Raw genomic sequence first — 19,758 nt, 5'->3', positions numbered from 1 at the left:
AGTCAGGCAGCCGGAACGGCCGCCAGATGCTGGCGCTGCGGCTCGCTGCGGTAGCGCGACGGCTTGCCGTTGATCTTGCAGATCCGCCACACCAGCTTGGCGACCGGGTTCATCAGGCCGGTGTCGCAGGCGAGCATCCGAACGTCGGCGAACATGTCCTGCAGGAACTTCCGGGACTCCGGGGAGCGGAAGAACAGCTCTTTCTTGACCTCGCGCGGGATGTCGAATTCACGCCAGAAGCTCTTGGGCGGCACCGTGATCGCTTGGCCCAGCATCCGCATCACCACCGGGACATACAGCGACAGCCAAAACCGCTTCCGCTTGGGCAGATGCGGAACCCGCTTGCGCAGGTATTCGTGGGCGAAGGAGATGTGTCGCGCCTCTTCGGCCACGTGGATGGCCATCACCCGCTCGATGATCGGGTGCAGCGACTTCCCTTCTCGCAACACGTTTTTCTGGGCGTGGTCGATCGGCTCCTCACCTGCGAGCACCCCGAAGAAGAACGGAATCGGAAGCGGGCCGGCGACCAGCGGAATCAACGGCGACACCCACCGCAGGAACCGGGGCGCGCCGGGCACGTCGGTGCCGATGCGGTTGATCATCTCCTGAAACATCATGGTGTGGTTGCACTCTTCGACCGACTCGTGCAGGCAGTACCGGTACTCCGGCGAGCCGTTGGGCACCCAGAACGCGTACTCCATCAACCCGCGGATCAGAACGGATTCAAACTGCAGGCCCACCTTGGCGACATTGGCCTGACGCCACATACCGATCTTGATCTGGCGCTCCAGCGGCTGCGCCAGATACCACGGGTGCCGCCCCAGCGGATCGGTCTGCGGCAGGATCCAGCGGGGGTCGTCGTCGCTCACCGCGAAGTCCGGTGAGTCCCAGTCGATGTCGGTGTACGGATTGAAATTGCGCCGCACCGACCCCTCGGACAGTGTGGTCAGCAAGTCGACGTAGTCGGCGTCGTCCCGCACCTCCATGTTGCGGCGCCACCGCTGCACCATTTTCGTCCGAGCCATGAATAGCCTCCTGACGAGGTTTACATTCGTACGGGTTGTGTACACAGTACCGGAGGTATCGCCAACTTGCTAGAGTCGGGTCCGCCAGTGTGGCCGAGCCGCCGCCACCCGCCTCGTTGTGACTCGGGTCACACATGTGGTGCTCACTAGGCTGGTGGGCATGGTTGACCAGCTCACGATCCCCGACGGCATCAAACCCCGCGACGGCCGGTTCGGATCCGGACCGTCGAAGGTCCGCCCCGAACAGCTGCAGGCGCTCACCACCAGCGCCGCCGGGCTGTTCGGCACGTCGCACCGGCAAGCCCCGGTGAAGGACCTGGTCGGCCGGGTCCGCAGCGGTCTGCGCGAGTATTTCTCGCTGCCCGACGATTACGAGGTGATCTTGGGCAACGGCGGTGCCACCGCGTTTTGGGACGCCGCTGCGTTCTGCCTGATCGACAAGCGGTCACTGCACTTGAGCTACGGCGAGTTCAGTTCGAAGTTCGCCTCGGCGGTCGCCAAGAATCCGTTCGTCGGCGATCCGGTCATCGTCAAGGCCGATCCCGGCAGCGCACCGGAGCCGCGCAGCGATCCGTCGGTGGATGTGATCGCGTGGGCACACAACGAAACCTCGACCGGGGTGGCCGTGCCGGTGCAGCGTCCGGTCGGCTCGGGCGATGCGCTGGTCGTCATCGATGCCACCTCCGGCGCGGGTGGCCTGCCGGTCGACATCACCGAGGCCGACGCCTACTACTTCGCGCCGCAGAAGAATTTCGCCGGCGATGGTGGGCTGTGGCTGGCCATCCTGAGCCCTGCGGCGCTGGGCCGCATCGAGGCCATCGCCGAATCCGGGCGGTGGGCGCCGGACTTTTTGTCGCTGCCGATCGCAGTCGACAACAGCCGCAAGAACCAGACCTACAACACGCCGGCGATCGGCACGCTGGTGCTGCTGGCCGAGCAAATCGACTGGCTGCTAAGCAATGGCGGCTTGGACTGGGCGGTCAAACGCACCGCCGACTCCTCGCAGCGGCTGTATTCATGGGCCCAGGAGCGGCCCTACACCACACCCTTCGTCGCCGAGCCGCGGCTGAGGTCCCAGGTGGTGGGCACCATCGACTTCAGCGACGACGTCGACGCCGCCGCAGTCGCCAAGGTGCTGCGGGCCAACGGCATCGTCGACACCGAGCCGTACCGCAAACTCGGCCGCAACCAACTGCGGGTCGCGATGTTTCCCGCGGTTGACCCCGATGACGTCAGCGCGCTCACCGCGTGCGTCGACTGGGTGGTCGAGCGGCTCTAAACGGTGCCGAGCCGGCCCGCGTGTCAGCGCGGTTACGGCGGTCAGCTGCATTAGAGTGCGCAGCTGACAGGCCCGTCGCGCTGGTATGCCAAGAGCCTGCGAGGAGGTCGACATGCGGGAACTCACGGTCCTTGGGCTCGATGTCGACGGCAAACACATTATCTGCGAGGCTCTTAACAGCAACGGGGACTCCGGCGACAGGTTCAAGCTGCTCGTCGACGATCGGCTGCGGGCGGCGGTACGCGGCGACGGGGCGCGGCTGGGGCCAACCAGGATGGACATCGAGGTCGGCAACATGCTCAGCCCCAAAGAGATTCAGTCCCGGATTCGCGCGGGCGCATCCGTCGAGCAGGTGGCCGCGGCGACCGGCGCCGAGATCGCCCGGATCCAGCGGTTCGCCCACCCGGTGCTGTTGGAACGGGCCCGGGCCGCCGAGCTGGCAACCACGGCGCATCCCGTGCTCGCCGACGGTCCCGCGGTGGCGACACTGCGGGAGACGGTCAGCGCCGCATTGGCCGCGCGTGGGCTCGACCCCGACAGCACCAGTTGGGACGCGTGGCGCAGCGACGACGGCCGCTGGACGGTACAGCTGGCCTGGAAGGCCGGCCGCTCCGATAATGTCGCTCACTTCCGGTTCTCGCCCGGTGCCCACGGCGGAACGGTGACCGCCATCGACGACGCCGCCAGCGAGCTGATCGATCCGGATTTCGACCGTCCACTGCGCCCGGTGGCGGCGGTGGCCCAACTCGATTTCGACGATCCCGCGCCGCCGCCGGAGACACCCGCTGCCCCGGAACGCCAACGCCAGCCGGCACGCGCTCGGCGCGGCAAGCCACCGGTTCCCGCGTGGGAGGACGTGTTGCTGGGCGTGCGCTCCGGCGGAAACCGCTAGGCCCGACCCAGCGCCGCCAGCGTGAGCAGCGCCACCCAGGCGCACGACACACCGACGGCCGCCCCCAGCACAAACCAGCGCAGCACCGGAGTATGGCGCCAGCCCCACAACGTCGGCGCCAGCCCGCCGGCCGCAACAATGTTCAGCCCGACGGCCAACACCGGGTGAACCCGGACCAGCCCGAGGGTCAGCACCACGACCGCGACACCGGTTACCGCCGCGACGAATCCGGCGACCGTCAAACCCGTTGCCCAGGGCGTGGATTCGTCGGTCACGGCGCGAGCCTAGCGCGTTCGTAGAAGGCGAGCGCGGCCGCGGTGGCGACGTTGAGTGAGTCGGTGCCGCGGGACATCGGGATGCGCACCCGCAGGTCGCAGCCGCGCATAGCTTTTTCGCTCAGGCCGGCGCCCTCGGCTCCCACCAGGATGGCGACTCGCTGGTCGCACAGCTGCGCCATCGCTGCGGGCAACGGCTGGGCGTGTTCGTTGGGAGTCATGGCCAGCAAGCGAAAGCCGTGTTCGCGCAGCGTCTTTAGCTCGGCCGGCCAGTCGGTGGCGCGGGCGTATGGCACCAGGAGCGCGTGACCCATGGATACCCGCACCGCGCGACGGTAGAGCGGATCGGCGCAGCCGCTGCCGAAGACCACGGCGTCGACGCCAAGCCCGGCCGCGTTGCGGAAGATCGAGCCCAGGTTTTCGTGGTCGTTCACTCCTTCGAGCACCGCGACCGTGCGGGCCTCGTCGATAACTTGTGCGACGTCTGGCTCCGGTACCCGGCGCGCCGCGGCCAGCACGCCACGATTGAGATGGAAGCCGACCACCCGGGCCATCACCTCGGCGGACACCCGGTAGTACGGCGCTGCCACCCCGGCCAGGTCGGCCTGGAGTTCGGCGAGCCGGCGGTCGGTGCCGAGCAGGGCCAGCGGCGTGAACCGGGATGCCAGCATGCGCCGCACCACCAGGACGCCCTCGGCGATCACCAGCCCCTTGCCGCTCGGCAGATCGGGACGGCGGTCCACGCTGTTGAGGTCGCGGAAGTTGTCGACGCGCGGGTCGTCGGGATCAGTGACATCCACTACGTCGATGGCCGCGAAGCGGCTGGCGCTCACGGACTTTCGTCGACCAGCGCCAACATCAGGTCGGCCGCCGTGCGTAGCGTGTCACGCTCGGCGCTGCCCAGCGACGCGAGCCGCTGCGCGAGCCACTCCCTGCTGGCGCGACGTTCCGACTCCAACAGGTCCACGCCGGCAGCAGACACCGACACCAGCACCTGGCGGCCGTCGACCGGGTGTGCGGTGCGCTCCACGAAACCCAGCTCGGCGAGCGAGGCGATCACCCGGGTCATCGACGGCGGCCGGACGCGTTCTCGTTCGGCCAGCGCGCCCGGTGTCATCGGGCCTTCTTTGTCCAGCGTGGCCAGCGCCGACAGTTGTGACAGCGACACCGGCGACTGCGGACGCCGAAACCGCAATTGGCGCGCCAGCCGCATGACCGCCAACGACAAATCGCTAGCCAGCCGCGTATCGCTGTCTATCACAGCGCGAAGGTTACGACAGGTAGTGAACGCTTAGCATCGTCTACGCCGAATCCTGCCCCGGTCACCCGCACCGGTATGTTGAACGCGATGTCTCGCCAGGGTCTCGAACCGCCGCCGCTTCCCCCTGGGTTGCTTGAGGTGTGGCCGGTGATCGGCGTGGGCGCGCTGGGGTGGCTGACCGCGACGATCGCGGCCTTCGTGGTGCCCGCCCTCGAGACGTGGCGGCCGGTGACGGTAGCAGGGTTGGCCACCGGGCTCCTCGGCACGGGTATCTTCCTGTGGCAGCGCGACGCCGTGCGCCGTGGGGCACGGGGCGCGCAAACCGGCCTGGAACATCACCGGCCGCAGTGATCAGCCAACCGAGGAGAACCCGATGGCAGCGCCGTTGTTGCAAGCCCAAGTCGACATCAAGGCACCCGCCGCCAAGGTGTGGAAGCTGATATCCGATTTGCGCCGTATGCCGCAGTGGAGCCCGCAGTGCCGATGGATGAGACCACTCGGTCCAGTGCGTCCGGGTACCCGCACGCTCAACTTCAACCGACGCGACAAGCTGTTCTGGCCCACCACGTGCACGCTCACCGAAGTCATCCCGGAAAAGAAGCTGGCGTTCCGCGTCAACGCCAACGGCACCATCTGGAGCTACGAGCTCGAGCCGACGAACGAGGGAACAAGGGTGATCGAGAGCCGGCACGCCGAGAACGGCGTCAAGCCCATCTCGACCATGACGGTCAAGGCGTTGTTCGGCGGCGTGGACAGTTTCGAACGTGAGCTTCTCGACGGTATGAACACGTCGCTGGCCAACATCAAGGCCGCGGCCGAGAGCGGCTAGCCGTCTGCCGGTGTCTCGGTGATGTCGAGCACCCCGTCGTCGTACGGGTCATACATCGGCGTGCCGCCGCCCGCGGGAGCTGGGGTGTCGGAGTGCGCGCCGCAGCCGTACTCGGCGTCCACGACATGCCCGTCGGCAGACATCTCGTTGCCGCAGACCCCGAACATCCTGCCCAGCGAACCGGCCAACGGCAGGTAGAAGCCGCAGTCGCGGCACACCCGTTTGGTGGAGCGCGCCATCGGCGAGTTGGGACCGTACTCGCCGTCGTGCCAGCGTTGGGCCGCTTGCGCGCGACCCCAAGCACTCATCACGCGCCGGCGCCCCAGGCCGAGTTCGACGGCGACTTCGTCGACCTGCGGGTCACCGGTGGCGGCGTAGCCGGGCACCAGTCGCGGGTCGTCGGGTGGCGCTGCCAGCAGGTCACCGGGTCCCAGGTCTCCGGGCCTGATCCGCTGGTCCCAGGGCACCCATTCGGGTGCCAGCAGCGCGGTCGGGCCAGGAACCAGGACCACTTCACTGATCGTCGCGTGATCGGCGCCCGGATACGCGGCCACCACGACCGCCCACTGCCATCCCCGATAGCCGGGCACATGTGCCAAGAACCGGTGGGTCGCGGCGGCGGGATCTTCGTAGCTGACGCCGAGATAGTCACCCACCGATTCCGGACCGCTGAACTCCTCGATCGCGGCGCGGGCCTGGTCGACCGCGCCGGTGAGAAGCGCGGCCACCTCTTGGGACCACTCGGTGATTGCGGCTTCTTCGGTGCGTGCGGTCACGCTGTCCATTGTCCCCGATGCCCGCGCGTCGGGAGGACGACCAGCCACACCGATCGGTTGCACGCCCGCACCCTGGGCATGAGCCAGAATTGGTGTGTGTCTGGGCGTCGGCGTGATCACACCGGCGTTGGCCGCGCGGCTGCTCCTGGCCGTCGGCCCGGTTCCCGACCGGTCGGCGAGCATCCCGGCATGGCCAACTATCCCGCCGACGACGCCGGCGATCGGCGGCTGCACCGTCCGCCGCCGATGCCCAGCGCCAACCGCTACCTGCCGCCACTGCTGCACCGCGATCCGGAAACGCGCGGCGGTCCCGCACCGCCCCGCAGCACGCCGCCCGGTGAACGGGTTACCGTTACGCGGGCCGCGGCACAGCGCAGCCGCGAAATGGGTTCGCGGATGTATTGGCTCGTGCAACGCGCCGCCACCGCGGACGGCGCCGACAAATCCGGGCTGACCGCGCTCACGTGGCCGGTAGTGGCGAACTTCGCGGTCGATTCCGCGATGGCCGTCGCACTTGCCAACACCTTGTTCTTCGCGGCGGCCACGGGCGAGAGCAAAGCCCGGGTTGCGCTGTACCTGCTGATCACTATCGCGCCGTTCGCCGTTGTCGCGCCGCTGATCGGCCCGGCGCTGGATCGGCTGCAGCACGGTCGCCGGGTCGCGCTCGCGCTGTCGTTCGTGCTGCGCACGGCGCTGGCGGTGCTGCTGATCATGAACTACGACAGCGCCACCGGCAGCTTCCCGCCGTGGGTGCTGTACCCTTCGGCGCTGGCCATGATGGTGCTGTCGAAGTCATTCAGTGTCTTGCGCAGCGCGGTGACGCCGCGGGTGATGCCGCCCACCATCGACCTGGTGCGCGTGAATTCCCGGTTGACGGTGTTCGGTCTGCTCGGCGGCACCATTGTGGGAGGGGGCATCGCAAGCGGGATCGAGTTTTTATTCACCCACCTATTCGGCTTGCCGGGCGCATTGTTCTTCATCGTCGCGGTCACCGTAACGGGTGCCTGGTTGTCGATGCGGATTCCGCGCTGGGTCGAGGTGACCACCGGTGAGGTTCCCACCACGTTGAGCTATCGCGTCCGCAACGGCCGAGGCCGCCGAAGCTGGGCCGAGGAGGTCAAGAGGGCCAGCGGGGCGCTGCGACAACCGTTGGGCCGCAACATTATTACTGCACTGTGGGGGAACTGCACGATCAAGGTGATGGTGGGTTTCCTGTTCTTGTACCCGGCGTTCGTCGCCAAGGCGCATGAAGCCAACGCCTGGGTACAGGTGGGCATGCTCGGCCTGATCGGCGCCGCGGCGGGACTCGGAAACTTCGCGGGCAACTTCGCCAGCGCGCGACTGCAGTTGGGCAGGCCCGCCGTGCTGGTGGTGCGCTGCACCGTCGCGGTCACCGCGGCGGCGCTGGCGGCAGCGGTGGCCGGCAACCTGTTAGTGGCCGCGATAGCCACCTTGATCACGTCAGGGGCCAGCGCAATCGGGAAGGCCTCGCTGGACGCGTCGCTGCAGGACGACCTGCCCGAGGAGTCGCGGGCCTCGGCGTTCGGGCGATCGGAGTCCACCCTGCAGCTGGCGTGGGTGCTGGGCGGCGCGCTGGGCGTGATGTTGTACACCGAGTTGTGGGTCGGTTTCACCGCGGTGACCGCGCTGCTGATCCTCGGCCTGGCCCAAACCGTCGTCAGCTACCACGGTGATTCGCTGATCCCGGGCTTCGGGGGCAATCGACCCGTGATGGTCGAACAGGAAGGTGCGCGGTGCGGGCCCGACCCGGCTGCGGTGGCGTGGGAATGACGCGCCGTGTCGCACTGGTGGCGGTTGTCGTGGTGCTGGCCGTCGCCTCCGGATTCGGCACCTGGCTGCTGGTATCCGGTCGCGGCCCGCAGCAACCGAAGATCAGCGCGTACACGCACGGGCATCTGACCAGGGTAGGCCCGTATGTGTATTGCAATGTGTTGAACGTCAACGACTGTCAGACACCGCACGCGCAGGGCGTGCTGGCGGTCACCGCGCGAGATCCGGTGCAGTTGTCGGTTCCCAAGGCGATCGGGCGGGCGCCTTGGCGACTGCTTCGGGTGTACGAGGACCCGGCGAATACGACCACCACGCTTTTCCGGTCCGCCACCCGGCTCGCGGCCACCATTCCCCCCGTCGACCCCCAACGCGGGCGACTGAGCGGAATCGTCGTGCAATTGCTGACTTTGGTCGTCGACCCGGCCGGTGAGCTGCAAGACGTGCCGCACGCCGAATGGTCGGTGCGCCTGGTGTGGAGCTAGCCGTTGGCCCCATGACCGGCGGGCACCCGCTCAGCTTCTACTGGCGGCCCAGGCGGCGTTCCGTCACCAAACGGCCTGCCGCCCAAAGCTTCCCGGCCATGCGGCGTCAGCCAACCGGTCAGCTGGGGGCCCTTCGGCACGATCCCGGTGGGATTGATGTCACGGTGCACGATGTAGTAATGCTGTTTGATTTGGACGAAGTCGACGGTGTCACCGAAACCTGGGGTCTGAAACAGGTCACGCGCATACGCCCACAGCACCGGCATCTCGGTGAGTTTTTGGCGATTGCACTTGAAGTGCCCGTGATAGACCGCGTCGAAGCGCACCAACGTGGGGAACAGCCGTACGTCGGCTTCGGTGATGGTGTCGCCCACCAGATACCGCTGACCGGACAGCCGCTCACTCACCCAATCCAGTGCGCTGAATAACCGGTCGTAAGCCGCCTCGTAGGCTTGCTGTGACCCGGCGAACCCGCACCGGTACACCCCATTGTTGATCTCGGTGTAGACCCGCCTGTTCACCTCGTCGATCTCGGCCCGCAGCGGCTCGGGATAAAGCTGCGGTGCGCCGTCGCGGTGATAGGCGGCCCACTCGGTGGAGAAGTCCAGCGTGATCTGCGCAAAATCGTTGGTGACGACGGCCCCGCTGGGGATATCGACGATCGCCGGGACGGTGATGCCCTTCGGATAGTCGGGGAATCGTTTGAGGTAGGCATCGCGCAGTCGCGGGATCTTCAGCACGGGGTCGACGCCGCCGGGATCGAGGTCGAAAGTCCAGCTGCGTTCGTCGTGGGTTGGGCCGCAAAACCCAATGGAGACAACAGGTTCGAGTCCAAGCAGTCTCCGCACGATGACAGCGCGGTTGGCCCACGGGCACGCCCGGGCGACGATGAGCCGATACCGGCCGGGCTCGACGGGATATCCGTCGCGTCCGTCGGCGGTGATGCGTGTGGCGATGTAGTCGGTGTCGCGGGTGAACTCACCCGCTTCGGCGACGTAGGAGCTCATCGCTCCGGTGCCGTCAGAAACCGTCGCGCGACATTGGCTTCGGTGGACGGGCCCGGCTCCCAGGAAGCGATCCACGGACCGGTGCCCTCGGATTGGTCCAGGATGCCCTCCTCCAGCCAGACATAGCGGCCCTCCAGAACATCGCTTGCCACCGCAACATCGGTGCTGTCGGTGTTGGTCCACAAGGCGTCGAACAAGGCTTCCGCCCGAAGCGTGGCCTGCTGGCAAAACGTGTCGGCCAGTTCGTAGGCCTGTTCGCCTTGGACCGGATCGGCGACACGTTGGGCTTCCGCCCGCACGCACGCCGCCGACATGGCGAACAGCTCGGCGCCGATGTCCACAATGCGGCCCAGGAAGCCCTGCTTTTGCTCCAATGCGGCTTGCCAGCGCGCCATTCCGTAGAACGTGTTGCGAGCCAGCTTGCGCGCAGAGCGTTCGACGAACCGCAGATGCGTCGCCAGCCTGCCGAACTCGCGGTAGCTTGTGGGCAGCTGCCCTTCACCGAAAACCAGTTGCGGCAACCACTTTGCGTAGAACCCGCTGGCACCGGCCGCTGCCTTGGCCTTCTGCCGAAAATCGGCTTTGGGGTTGGCGAGATCACCCGCGGCGGTTAGGTGGGCGTCGACCGCCTCGCGGGCGATGAGCAACCGCATGATCTCGCTGGATCCTTCGAAGATGCGGTTGATCCGCAGATCGCGCACCGCCTGCTCCACCGGCACCGCGCGCTCACCTCGCGCGGCCAGCGACTCGGCCGTCTCATAGCCGCGACCACCGCGTATCTGCACCAGCTCGTCGGCGATCACGCAGGCCATCTCGCTGGACCACAACTTGGCCAGCGCCGCCTCGATGCGGATGTCGTTGCGGCCTTCGTCGGCCATCTGACCGGAGAGCTCGAGCACCGCTTCGAGCGCGTAACAGGTGGCGGCGATGAATGAGATCTTGCCGGCGACGGCGGCATGCTTACCGATCGGCTTGCCCCACTGCACCCGTTCGCGCGACCATTCCCGCGCGATTTTCAGCGACCACTTCGCCGAGCCGCTTGCCATCGCGGGTATGGACAGCCGGCCGGCGTTGAGCGTGGTCAGCGCGACCTTGAGTCCGTCGCCCTCGCGACCGATCAGGTTTTCCCGGGGAACTCGGACTTTGTGCAGCCTGGTCACACCGTTTTCGATGCCGCGCAATCCCATGAACTTGTTGCGCCGCTCGACCGTGATGCCCGGTGAATCGGCCTCGACGACGAAAGCGCTGATGCCGCCTCGGTGTCCGTCGCTCTTGGGCACCCGGGCCATGACGACCAGCAGGTCGGCAACCGTGCCGTTGGTGGTCCACAGCTTCACCCCGTCGAGTTCGTAGGCCTGCCCGTCGTCAACCGGTGTCGCGGTCGACGCCAGCCGTGCCGGGTCCGAGCCGACGTCCGGTTCGGTGAGCAGAAACGCCGAAATTGCCCCGGCCGCACATCGCGGCAAGAACCTCCGCTTCTGTTCCTCGGTCCCGGCAAGCTTGAGTGGTTCCGGTACCCCGATCGACTGATGCGCTGAAAGGAGCGCGCCCAGACTGGGGTGAACCGTGGCGACCATCATCAGCGCGCGGTTGTAGGCGACCTGCGACATGTTCAATCCGCCGTACTCCGACGGGATCTTCATGCCGAAACAGCCCAGTTCGGCAAGGCCTTTCACATACTCGTCGGGAATCTGCGAATCACGCTCGATGACGCTGCCGTCGACGTTTTGGAGGAATTCGCGCAACTTGCCCAGGAACTCCTCGGTACGGGCGGTCTCGTCGGCGGATGGCCGGGGAAACGGGTGAATCAACTCCAGCGGGAACCGGCCGAGGAACAACTCCTTAGCGAAGGACGGTTTCTCCCAACCGGCTTCGCGTGATTCTTCGGCTACCGCCCTAGCCTGCTCTTCGGTGACCTGTGCTTGCTGTGCCATCGGACGCCCTCTCGTTTGTTACCCCAGAGTAGCTCGCAAGTTACTCCAGAGTAGCCCGAACCGGCGTCGTCAAACCCGAGTCCGGCGCAGCAAACTAGGCGTCGAGCTCGCGGGCAACGGCCTTGACCACCTCGGAAACCCGCCGGGCCGTCTTACGGTCGGGGTAGCGGCCCTTGCGCAACTCGGGCTGGATCGTGCTTTCCAGCAAGGTGATCATGTCCTCGACCATGCCGTGCAGTTCGTCGGGACTGTGCTTGTGCTCGGCGGCGCCCTCGCGGCGCGCCCGAGCCAGGCTGGGTGGCGGATCAATTATCTTGAGGCTCAACGCCTGCGGGCCGCGGCGGCCGGTGGCCACACCGAACTCGACACGCTGCCCCGCCTTGAGGCCTTCGACACCCTCGGGCAACGCCGAGGAGCGGACGTAGACGTCTTCGCCGTCTTCCTGCGACAAGAAGCCGAACCCCTTTGCGGCGTCGTACCACTTCACCTTGCCAGTCGGCACTGGTCTCACCTGCTTGTCTGACGGGTCAAACTACGATGGGCTGCACAAGGAAGCGCCCCGCCTGTGCAGGACGCGATTGATAGCTGATCCTACTCGGATGCCGGCCCTACGAGCACCCCTGTTTCCTGGGTAGGCTGGCAGTACCGCTGGAGGAGATATGCGCCTGATCCTGAACGTCATCTGGTTGATCTTCGGTGGCCTCTGGCTGGCTTTGGGGTACCTGTTGGCTGCGCTGGTGTGCTTCGTTCTGATCGTCACCATCCCGTTCGGATTCGCGGCGCTGCGCATCGCGTCCTTCGCGCTGTGGCCGTTCGGGCGCACCATCGTCGAGAAACCGGGAGCGGGGACCGGCGCGCTGATCGGCAACGTCATCTGGGTGGTGCTGTTCGGGCTGTGGCTGGCGATCGGGCATTTGGTGAGCGCGGCGGCGATGGCCGTCACCATCATCGGGATCCCGTTGGCGCTGGCCAATCTCAAGCTGATCCCGGTGTCGCTGGTGCCGCTGGGCAAAGAGATCGTGCCGGTCGGCGCGACAACCCAGGCCGAGTGGGTGCGCACGTGACGGTGACCGCGCTAGGCCTGCCGACGCTGCGGCGCCGGCCAGACGGTGCTGTCCTGGATGCCGATGCGCCCACGGCGGGCCCGCTGGTGGACACCTATGGCCGGATCGCCACTGATCTGCGGGTGTCGTTGACGGACCGGTGCAACCTGCGGTGCACCTACTGCATGCCGGCCGAGGGCTTGGACTGGCTACCGACCGACCAGCTGCTACGCCCGGACGAGCTGACGCGACTGCTGCGCATCGCCGTCACCCGGCTCGGCATCACCAGTGTGCGCTTCACCGGCGGGGAGCCGCTGTTGGCGCGGCACCTCGAAGAGGTGGTGGCCGCCGCGGCGGGTTTGCGGCCCCGGCCCGAGATCGCGCTGACCACCAACGGCCTGGGATTGGCGCGGCGGGCACAGGCGCTCGCCGAAGCCGGCCTGGACCGGGTCAATGTGTCGCTGGACACCGTTGACCGCGCCCGCTTCGCGGCGATCGCCCGCCGCGACCGGCTCCCCGATGTGCTGGCGGCCTGGCCGCCGCCAAGGACGCCGGGCTGGAGCCGATCAAAGTCAACGCGGTGCTGGACCCAGTGACCGGTCGCGAAGATGTCGTCGACCTGCTGCGGTTCTGCCTGGAACACGGCTACCAGTTGCGGGTCATCGAGCAGATGCCGCTGGATGCGGGGCACCAGTGGCGACGGGGTGCCGCGCTCAGCGCCGACGACGTGCTCGCGGCGCTGCGACCGTACTTCCGGTTGCGGCCCGACCCGGCGCCCCGCGGGTCGGCCCCTGCCGAGCTATGGCTGGTCGAGGACGCGGATGGACGCGCCGGAAAGGTCGGGGTGATCGCCTCGGTGTCACACGCCTTCTGCTCGGCGTGTGACCGGACCCGGCTGACCGCCGACGGCCAGATCCGCAGCTGCCTGTTCGCCACCGAGGAGACCGACCTTCGCACCCTGCTGCGTGTTGGCGCGGACGACGACGCGATCGAGGCGGCGTGGCGTGCCGCGATGTGGGGCAAGCCGGCCGGGCATGGCATCAACGACCCGGGTTTTATCCAGCCGGACCGTCCGATGAGCGCGATCGGTGGCTGAACCCATGGCCCGCGACGAGCCCGGCGTCGTCCGGGTCACTGTCCGCTACTTCGCGGCGGCACGAGCGGCCGCAGGTGCCGACTCGGAAACCGTGTCGGTGCGGCCCGGGGCCACCGTGGCTGACCTGGTCGACGGCTTGGCCGCCAAGGACGCGCGGCTGGCGAAGGTGCTCAGCCGCTGCTCCTACCTGTGCGACGGCATCGCCGTACGCGACGCAAACACCGCGCTTCGTTCCGGCGAGACAATCGACGTACTGCCGCCCTTCGCCGGCGGTTGAGCTCTGTGATTTCCCTCACATAACGAAGCGATCACGGTGCGGCTACGGACTGATCTCGAAGCCGCTGGCCTGCGTTAACGCTGCGCTTTCCTGGCTTTTTGCGCGACGGCGTTGGGCGAAACGCCGTGGGAACGCAGAAATGACTCAATCGGCTTGAGCCGCTACCGTTCTGCGCGGGCTTGCCGAGGCACACCAGGGGGCGGGCCCTCCCCGCCTATAGCGCCGAGCTCCATCCAGTAGGCGGGGAGTCAACCGGGTGGATGGAGGCGGGGGACCCACCGGTCCGCCCGGATCGGACCTGGAGCCGTCCGCGGCTCCTAGGGGTGAAGCCACGTCGTTTCCCCGGATGACGACGACGGCCGGGCAACCTCTCCAGCCCGAACCCGACAGCTGACCTCGTGGGCGCGTACAGGGAGGACTTCACCGGCGTATGAGTGGACGGCATCGCAAGCCCACGACATCGAGCGTCAGCGTCGCGAAACTCGCCTTTACCGGAGCCGTCATCGGCGGCGGCGGCGTGGCTTTGGCGGGCCACGCCGCAGCGGCAACCGACGGCGAGTGGGATCGCGTGGCCCGCTGCGAGTCCGGCGGCAACTGGTCGATCAACACCGGCAACGGCTACCAAGGCGGCTTGCAGTTCACCCAGGGAACCTGGGCCGCCCACGGTGGCGGGCAATACGCCCCGTCAGCGAACCTCGCCACCCGGGAACAGCAGATCGCGGTGGCCGAGCGTGTGCTTGCCACCCAAGGGCGGGGGGCGTGGCCGGCGTGCGGCGGCGGCCTTTCGAGCGCAACGCCACGTAGCGTCTTCGCCGACCCCGCACCGGTGGAGCCGCCGCCCGAGGACGCGGCCGTGACCGGCGAGCCTGCGGTGTGGGAGGCTCCGCCTGCGGAAGAAACTCCTCCGGCGGAACTGCCGGTCGACGAAGCCGCGGCGCCCGTCGAGTTGGCTGTCCACGACCAGGCGGCTCCGTCGGCTGAACCTGCGACGTTCGATGCACCCGGACGGGTCGACGAACCCCCCGTGCCCGATACCGAGCCAGTCGGGTCCGAGGCACCAGCCGAAGAGCCGGTGCCACCGCTCGAGCCGGCCGTCGAGCCGGCAGTCGATGACCCGGCCCTCGGCGAGGCGCCGGAAGTGCATGAGGCTCAGGCTGTCTCGTACTGGGCCATCACCCCGGCCCCGGCCGACCCGGCGCCCGGACCGGCGCTTCCGATTGATCCGGCCGCTGCGGGCTCGGCGGTGCATGACCTGCAGGTACCACCGCAGCTCGCACCCATGCTCGACCCGGCGAACATGCCCAACACGAACGGGCTGCCGGCGACGGCGCCGCAGAACATGGATCCCGGCTTCCTCAAAGACCTGTGGCAGGCCATTCAGGCGCAGGGCATCAACGGCAACAGCGCACTGGCCGCGCTGGCGCAGCAACCTCAGGCGAACCCGGCCCAGTAGAGCTCACGCTGAACCGACCCATTCGTCGGTGCCGTCGGCGAAGAACTGGTGTTTCCACACCGGTAGCCGCGCCTTGATGGTGTCGACGAGGTGAGCGCAGGTGTCGAACGCCGCGCGGCGATGGTCAGCGGCGACGGCGGCCACCAGCGCCGCTTCACCGATCTGCAGCACGCCGATCCGGTGACTGGCGGCGATCGCGCGCACCCCGCGGCACTGCTCGCCGACTTCGCGTAGCACCTCGGAGAGCACTTGCTGGGCCGACGGGTGCGCGGAATATTCCAGTCGAAGCACCTGCCGGTCGCCGTCGTGGTCGCGGATCATGCCGACAAACCCCACCACCGCGCCCGCAGCTTGATGGCTGACCAATTCCTCATGTTCGGCCAAAAAGATCGGCTCTTCGGTGAGGGCTGCGCGCAGTACTTCTGTCATCAGCGCCACTCCTCGATCCCGGCTCCGCCGGCATCATCGTCGCCAGCGCACGTCATCAGCGCCACTCCTCGATCCCGGCTCCGCCGGCATCATCGTCGCCAGCGCACGTCATCAGCGCCACTCCTCGATCCCGGCTCCGCCGGCATCATCGTCGCCAGCGCACGTCATCAGCGCCACTCCTCGATCCCGGCTCCGCCGGCATCATCGTCGCCAGCGCACGTCATCAGCGCCACTCCTCTATCCCGGCTCCGCCGGCATCATCGTCGCCAGCGCACGTCATCAGCGCCACTCCTCGATCAGCCCGAATGGTCTTTGCCGGCGAGTTGGTCCAGGGCGTGGTCGAGCACGTCGGCGAGCACCCCGAGACCGTCGCGCACTCCGCCGGGCGAGCCGGGCAGGTTGACGATCAGGGTGCGGCCGGCCACACCGCATAGCCCCCGCGACAGCACCGAGGTGGGCACTTTAGGTAGCCCGGAGCGGCGGATCGCATCGGCCAGCCCGGGCACCTCGTAATCGAGCACCGTCGCGGTCTGCGCAGGAGTGTCGTCGCTCGGCGAGATGCCGGTGCCGCCGGAGGTGATGATCAGGTCGACGCCCTCGGCGACCGCTTCGCGCAGCGCCCGCCCTACCGGGTCCCCGTCGGGAACTACCCGCGGCTGCACACCTGAAAACCCTTGCCGTTCAAGCCATTCAGCGATGATCGGGCCACACCTGTCGTCATACACGCCAGCGGATGCGCGGGTGGACGCGATGATGACTCGCGCGGACCGCTCCCCCATCAGCGCACCCAGGTACCGCTGCGGCCGCCGTCCTTGCGAAGCACACGGACGTCGTCGATGCGCGCGGCCGGATCCACCGCTTTGATCATGTCGTAGAGCGTGAGCGCAGCGACGCTGACGGCGGTCAGCGCCTCCATCTCCACTCCGGTGCGGTCGGTGCTGCGCACGGTCGCGGTGATTTCGATGTCCGACGCACCAACGCTGAAATCGACGTCGACACCGGTCAGCGCAAGCTGATGACACAACGGGATCAGGTCGCTGGTGCGCTTGGCGGCCAGAATGCCGGCCACCCGCGCGGTAGCCAGCGCGTCACCCTTGGGCAGCCCGCCGGCGGAGATCAGCGCCACCACGTCGGCCGAGGTCCGCAACGCTCCCGCAGCCACCGCGGTGCGTTTGGTGGCGCCCTTTTCGGTGACGTCGACCATGTGCGCCGCCCCGCGGTCGTCGAGGTGCGAAAGCGGGCCTGCGCCCGATGCTGCTGCCGTTTCGGACACCGCCGTCACCAGCTACCGGTTGACGACGGTGACCGGGTGGACGTAGGGCAGGTCGTCCGGCGGCAGTGGGAACTGCACGTCCCCGAACGGGGACAACGCGCCGGTGCGGTCGGTGCGCAGTTCGCTGACCGCGTGGTCGTCCGGATTGGTCGTCGGCCAGCCGTTGTCGACGTAGCGAGTCTTGCGCGCCTTGTTCTCAGCGATGTCAGCCACGCGTCCATTCTGACAGGTCTGCTTGTCACAGGCGGCCGAGCCCGCCGCTGCTAGTTGCTCGACCTCTTGCTCGTAAGCTGCAGTTACTCGCCGTCGTCTTCGCGGCCGCCACTGCTTTACGCTGGTCAGCAATGACCCGACACACCCCGGATATCCCGCTGGGGTCCTGGCTGGCCGACTTGCCCGACGAGCGGCTGATCCGTTTACTGGAGTGCCGCCCCGACCTTGCCCAGCCGCCGCCCGGCAGCATCGCCGCCCTGGCCGCCCGGGCCCAGGCGCGACAATCCATCAGGGCCGCCACCGACGAGCTCGACTTCCTACGGCTGGCGCTGATCGACGCGTTGCTGGTGCTGCACGCCGACACTGCGCCGGTGCCGGTGGCCAAGCTGCTGACACTGATCGGTGCGCGAGCGCCCGAGGCCGAGGTGCTTGCCGCGCTTAATGACCTCAAAGAGCGCGCCCTGGTGTGGGGCGACACCGAGGTCCGGGTGGCCGCCGACGCCGGGGCCGGGCTGCCCTGGCACCCCGGCCAGGTGACCCTGGAGGACGAAACCCGCACCAGGGAGCAGATTGTCGAGCTGATCGACGAACTCGACGACGACGAGCTGATCGTGCTGGACAAGCTGCTGGAAGGCTCCCCGATGGGCCGCACCCGCGACGCGGCTCCCGGCGCTTCCCCGGAGCGACCGGTGCCCCGGCTGCTGGCCAAGGGGCTGCTGCGGCGCATCGACGCCGAGACAGTGATCTTGCCGCGCCAGGTAGGTCACGTGCTGCGCGGGGAGGACCCCGGCCCGACGCAGCTGACCGCGCCCGACCCGGTCGTCACGACCACCACCCAAGCCGACGCCGACGCCGCGGCGGCGGGCGCCGTTATCGACCTGCTGCGTGAACTCGACGTGCTGCTCGAAACCCTATCCGCCGCACCGGTTCCCGAGCTGCGCAGCGGCGGGCTGGGGGTCCGCGAGGTCAAGCGGCTAGCGAAGGCGACCGGCATCGACGACGCGCGGCTGGGCCTGATCCTCGAAGTCGCGGCGGCCGCCGGGCTGATCGCCAGCGGAATGCCCAGTCCACCGCCCGAAGACGGTGACGGCCCCTACTGGGCGCCAACCGTGGCCGCCGACCGGTTCGCGGAAGCCTCGACCGCCGAGCGGTGGCATCTGCTGGCCAGCACCTGGCTGGACCTGCCGACCCGTCCCGCGCTGATCGGCACCCGCGGCCCCGACGCGAAACCCTATGGTGCGCTGTCGGATTCGGTGTACTCGACGGCGGCTCCGCTGGATCGCCGGCTGCTGTTGGGCCTGCTGGCCGAGCTGCCGCCCGGTGCCGGCGTCGATCAGACCTCCGCGTCGGCAACACTGGTGTGGCGGCGTCCCCGGTGGGCAAAGCGGCTGCAGCCCGGCCCGGTCGCAGACCTGCTTGACGAAGCCCACTTCCTGGGCCTGGTCGGCCGCGGAGCGATCAGCACGCCCGGCCGCGCACTGCTGGACCCGCAGACCAGCGACGACGCCGTGGTCGCCGCGATGCGCCGGGCGCTTCCCGAACCGATCGACCACTTCCTGGTGCAGGCCGACCTGACCGTGGTGGTGCCCGGCCCGCTGGACCGGCACCTGGCCGAGGAACTGGCCGCCGTCGCCACCGTCGAGTCGGCTGGCGCGGCAATGGTCTACCGCGTGAGCGAACAGTCGATCCGGCATGCCCTAGACCTCGGTAAGACTGCCGACTCGCTGCACGCGCTATTTGAAAAGCACTCGAAAACACCTGTGCCGCAGGGCCTTACCTACCTCATCGACGATGTTGCCCGGCGCCACGGGCAGCTTCGGGTCGGCATGGCGGCATCGTTTGTGCGCTGCGAAGATCCCGCGCTGTTGGCCCAGGCGGTGGCCACGCCCGCCGCCGAACAGCTACAGCTACGGGTGTTGGCACCGACCGTGGCCGTCTCGCAGGCACCGATCTCCGAAGTGCTGGCGGCCCTGCGCGACGGTGGATTCGCCCCGGCCGCCGAGGATTCCTCGGGCACTATCGTCGACCTCGGCGTCCGCGGTGCCCGAGTGCCCACCCCCCAGTATCGTCGCACGCTGCGCCCGATCCCCCGACCCACCCGCGACAGCCTGAGCGCCGTGGTCTCGGTGCTGCGCAAAGTCACCGCGGCACCGTTTGCCGGCATACGCGCGAATCCCGCGACGGTCATGGCGCTGCTGCAGCAGGCGGTCCGCGATGCCGCCACCGTAGTGATCGGCTACGTCGATGCCGCAGGGGTGGCCACCCAGCGCGTGGTATCGCCGATCACCTTGCGCGGCGGCCAACTGGTGGCCTTCGATTCCGCGTCTGGACGGCTGCGCGACTTCGCCGTCCATCGCATCACGTCCGTGGCGCGCGCCGACGACGACGCCGGGCGATGAGGAGCGGCGCTGAGATGTCGGCGG

Annotated in this window: 22 protein-coding genes, 1 pseudogene and 1 riboswitch; of the genes and pseudogenes, 11 read left to right on the top strand and 12 right to left on the bottom strand. The window is 68.1% G+C overall.

The window, feature by feature from the left end; genetic code table 11:
• Positions 1–2 precede the first annotated feature (2 nt).
• The gene (locus tag MYXE_RS05660) at positions 3–1,025 is read right to left on the bottom strand and encodes an AurF N-oxygenase family protein (RefSeq protein WP_085194652.1); all 1,023 of its coding nucleotides are present in this window, start codon (positions 1,023–1,025) and stop codon (positions 3–5) included.
• A gap of 160 nt (positions 1,026–1,185) precedes the next feature.
• Here MYXE_RS05660 and serC point away from each other — a divergent pair, with 160 nt between their 5' ends.
• On the top strand, positions 1,186–2,304 hold the full coding sequence (gene serC, locus MYXE_RS05655; protein ID WP_085194694.1) for a phosphoserine transaminase: 1,119 nt from the start codon (positions 1,186–1,188) through the stop codon (positions 2,302–2,304).
• Between the two features lie 112 nt (positions 2,305–2,416).
• On the top strand, positions 2,417–3,196 hold the full coding sequence (gene sepH / locus MYXE_RS05650) for a septation protein SepH (protein ID WP_003922756.1): 780 nt from the start codon (positions 2,417–2,419) through the stop codon (positions 3,194–3,196).
• Here the strand turns inward: sepH and MYXE_RS05645 are convergent.
• Genes MYXE_RS05645 through MYXE_RS05635 form a run of 3 tightly spaced genes read right to left on the bottom strand, consistent with a single transcriptional unit; the run spans position 3,193 to position 4,732 of the window.
• Positions 3,193–3,471 carry a DUF2537 domain-containing protein gene (locus MYXE_RS05645; protein WP_003922755.1) on the bottom strand — a complete coding sequence of 93 codons (279 nt, stop codon included), beginning with the start codon at positions 3,469–3,471 and terminating at the stop codon, positions 3,193–3,195. The genes sepH and MYXE_RS05645 overlap by 4 nt on opposite strands.
• Positions 3,468–4,304: a TrmH family RNA methyltransferase gene (locus MYXE_RS05640; protein ID WP_003922754.1), complete on the bottom strand. Its 837-nt coding sequence runs from the start codon at positions 4,302–4,304 to the stop codon at positions 3,468–3,470. Before MYXE_RS05640 ends, MYXE_RS05645 begins: the two co-directional genes overlap by 4 nt.
• Positions 4,301–4,732 (bottom strand): Rv0880 family HTH-type transcriptional regulator, encoded by a 432-nt coding sequence (locus MYXE_RS05635; protein ID WP_003922753.1) that lies wholly within the window; start codon positions 4,730–4,732, stop codon positions 4,301–4,303. Before MYXE_RS05635 ends, MYXE_RS05640 begins: the two co-directional genes overlap by 4 nt.
• An 87-nt stretch (positions 4,733–4,819) precedes the next feature.
• Between MYXE_RS05635 and MYXE_RS05630 the strand changes: the two genes are divergently transcribed.
• A complete protein-coding gene (locus tag MYXE_RS05630; RefSeq protein WP_174893195.1) occupies positions 4,820–5,083 on the top strand; it encodes a DUF2530 domain-containing protein in 264 nt (87 codons plus the stop codon).
• Positions 5,084–5,105: 22 nt separating this feature from the next.
• A complete protein-coding gene (locus MYXE_RS05625; protein ID WP_085194654.1) occupies positions 5,106–5,561 on the top strand; it encodes an SRPBCC family protein in 456 nt (151 codons plus the stop codon).
• On the opposite strand, the gene MYXE_RS05620 is transcribed toward MYXE_RS05625, so the two are convergent.
• Positions 5,558–6,337 carry a DUF3027 domain-containing protein gene (locus MYXE_RS05620; protein ID WP_112650041.1) on the bottom strand — a complete coding sequence of 260 codons (780 nt, stop codon included), beginning with the start codon at positions 6,335–6,337 and terminating at the stop codon, positions 5,558–5,560. The two genes, MYXE_RS05625 and MYXE_RS05620, sit on opposite strands and share 4 nt — an antisense overlap.
• 78 nt (positions 6,338–6,415) lie before the next feature.
• On the opposite strand from MYXE_RS05620, the gene MYXE_RS05615 reads away from it, so the two are divergent.
• Both MYXE_RS05615 and MYXE_RS05610 read left to right on the top strand, forming a co-directional pair.
• The gene (locus MYXE_RS05615; RefSeq protein ID WP_415624477.1) at positions 6,416–8,128 is read left to right on the top strand and encodes an MFS transporter; all 1,713 of its coding nucleotides are present in this window, start codon (positions 6,416–6,418) and stop codon (positions 8,126–8,128) included.
• Positions 8,125–8,610, top strand: coding sequence for a DUF2771 domain-containing protein (locus MYXE_RS05610; protein WP_085194698.1), 486 nt, complete (start codon positions 8,125–8,127; stop codon positions 8,608–8,610). Before MYXE_RS05615 ends, MYXE_RS05610 begins: the two co-directional genes overlap by 4 nt.
• Here the strand turns inward: MYXE_RS05610 and MYXE_RS05605 are convergent.
• The 3 genes from MYXE_RS05605 to MYXE_RS05595 form a co-directional block, all read right to left on the bottom strand.
• A complete protein-coding gene (locus MYXE_RS05605; protein WP_003922747.1) occupies positions 8,607–9,617 on the bottom strand; it encodes a glutathione S-transferase family protein in 1,011 nt (336 codons plus the stop codon). The two genes, MYXE_RS05610 and MYXE_RS05605, sit on opposite strands and share 4 nt — an antisense overlap.
• Positions 9,614–11,551, bottom strand: a complete 1,938-nt coding sequence (locus tag MYXE_RS05600) for an acyl-CoA dehydrogenase family protein (RefSeq protein WP_085194658.1) — start codon at positions 11,549–11,551, stop codon at positions 9,614–9,616. The genes MYXE_RS05605 and MYXE_RS05600 overlap by 4 nt, the downstream gene beginning before the upstream one ends.
• A 94-nt stretch (positions 11,552–11,645) precedes the next feature.
• Positions 11,646–12,053, bottom strand: a complete 408-nt coding sequence (locus tag MYXE_RS05595; RefSeq protein WP_003922744.1) for a cold-shock protein — start codon at positions 12,051–12,053, stop codon at positions 11,646–11,648.
• A 157-nt stretch (positions 12,054–12,210) separates the two neighbouring features.
• Between MYXE_RS05595 and MYXE_RS05590 the strand changes: the two genes are divergently transcribed.
• The 4 genes and pseudogenes from MYXE_RS05590 (at position 12,211) to MYXE_RS05575 (ending at position 15,420) form a co-directional block, all read left to right on the top strand.
• Positions 12,211–12,615 carry a YccF domain-containing protein gene (locus MYXE_RS05590; protein ID WP_085194660.1) on the top strand — a complete coding sequence of 135 codons (405 nt, stop codon included), beginning with the start codon at positions 12,211–12,213 and terminating at the stop codon, positions 12,613–12,615.
• Positions 12,612–13,690, top strand: a pseudogene (gene moaA, locus MYXE_RS05585) (GTP 3',8-cyclase MoaA). Before MYXE_RS05590 ends, moaA begins: the two are co-directional and overlap by 4 nt.
• A gap of 4 nt (positions 13,691–13,694) precedes the next feature.
• The gene (locus tag MYXE_RS05580; RefSeq protein ID WP_003922740.1) at positions 13,695–13,967 is read left to right on the top strand and encodes a MoaD/ThiS family protein; all 273 of its coding nucleotides are present in this window, start codon (positions 13,695–13,697) and stop codon (positions 13,965–13,967) included.
• A 210-nt stretch (positions 13,968–14,177) separates the two neighbouring features.
• Positions 14,178–14,388: riboswitch (cyclic di-AMP (ydaO/yuaA leader) on the top strand.
• Between the two features lie 9 nt (positions 14,389–14,397).
• Positions 14,398–15,420 carry a transglycosylase family protein gene (locus tag MYXE_RS05575; protein WP_085194662.1) on the top strand — a complete coding sequence of 341 codons (1,023 nt, stop codon included), beginning with the start codon at positions 14,398–14,400 and terminating at the stop codon, positions 15,418–15,420.
• A gap of 3 nt (positions 15,421–15,423) precedes the next feature.
• Here the strand turns inward: MYXE_RS05575 and MYXE_RS05570 are convergent, their stop codons facing one another.
• The 4 genes from MYXE_RS05570 to MYXE_RS05555 form a co-directional block, all read right to left on the bottom strand.
• On the bottom strand, positions 15,424–15,849 hold the full coding sequence (locus tag MYXE_RS05570) for a molybdenum cofactor biosynthesis protein MoaE (protein WP_085194703.1): 426 nt from the start codon (positions 15,847–15,849) through the stop codon (positions 15,424–15,426).
• Positions 15,850–16,145: 296 nt separating this feature from the next.
• Positions 16,146–16,628, bottom strand: a complete 483-nt coding sequence (locus MYXE_RS05565; RefSeq protein WP_085194664.1) for a MogA/MoaB family molybdenum cofactor biosynthesis protein — start codon at positions 16,626–16,628, stop codon at positions 16,146–16,148.
• Positions 16,628–17,053, bottom strand: a complete 426-nt coding sequence (gene moaC, locus MYXE_RS05560; RefSeq protein ID WP_232061809.1) for a cyclic pyranopterin monophosphate synthase MoaC — start codon at positions 17,051–17,053, stop codon at positions 16,628–16,630. The genes MYXE_RS05565 and moaC overlap by 1 nt, the downstream gene beginning before the upstream one ends.
• Positions 17,054–17,134: 81 nt before the next feature.
• Entirely contained in the window at positions 17,135–17,335 is a 201-nt protein-coding gene (locus MYXE_RS05555; RefSeq protein WP_003922735.1) for a hypothetical protein, read from the bottom strand.
• 131 nt (positions 17,336–17,466) lie between these two features.
• Here MYXE_RS05555 and MYXE_RS05550 point away from each other — a divergent pair, with 131 nt between their 5' ends.
• The gene (locus MYXE_RS05550) at positions 17,467–19,734 is read left to right on the top strand and encodes a helicase-associated domain-containing protein (protein WP_085194668.1); all 2,268 of its coding nucleotides are present in this window, start codon (positions 17,467–17,469) and stop codon (positions 19,732–19,734) included.
• Positions 19,735–19,758 lie beyond the last annotated feature (24 nt).

This window comes from Mycobacterium xenopi (assembly GCF_009936235.1).
Classification (GTDB): domain Bacteria; phylum Actinomycetota; class Actinomycetes; order Mycobacteriales; family Mycobacteriaceae; genus Mycobacterium; species Mycobacterium xenopi.
Note: the sequence above shows the minus strand (reverse complement) of the source record. Positions and strands in the feature narration are given on the sequence as shown.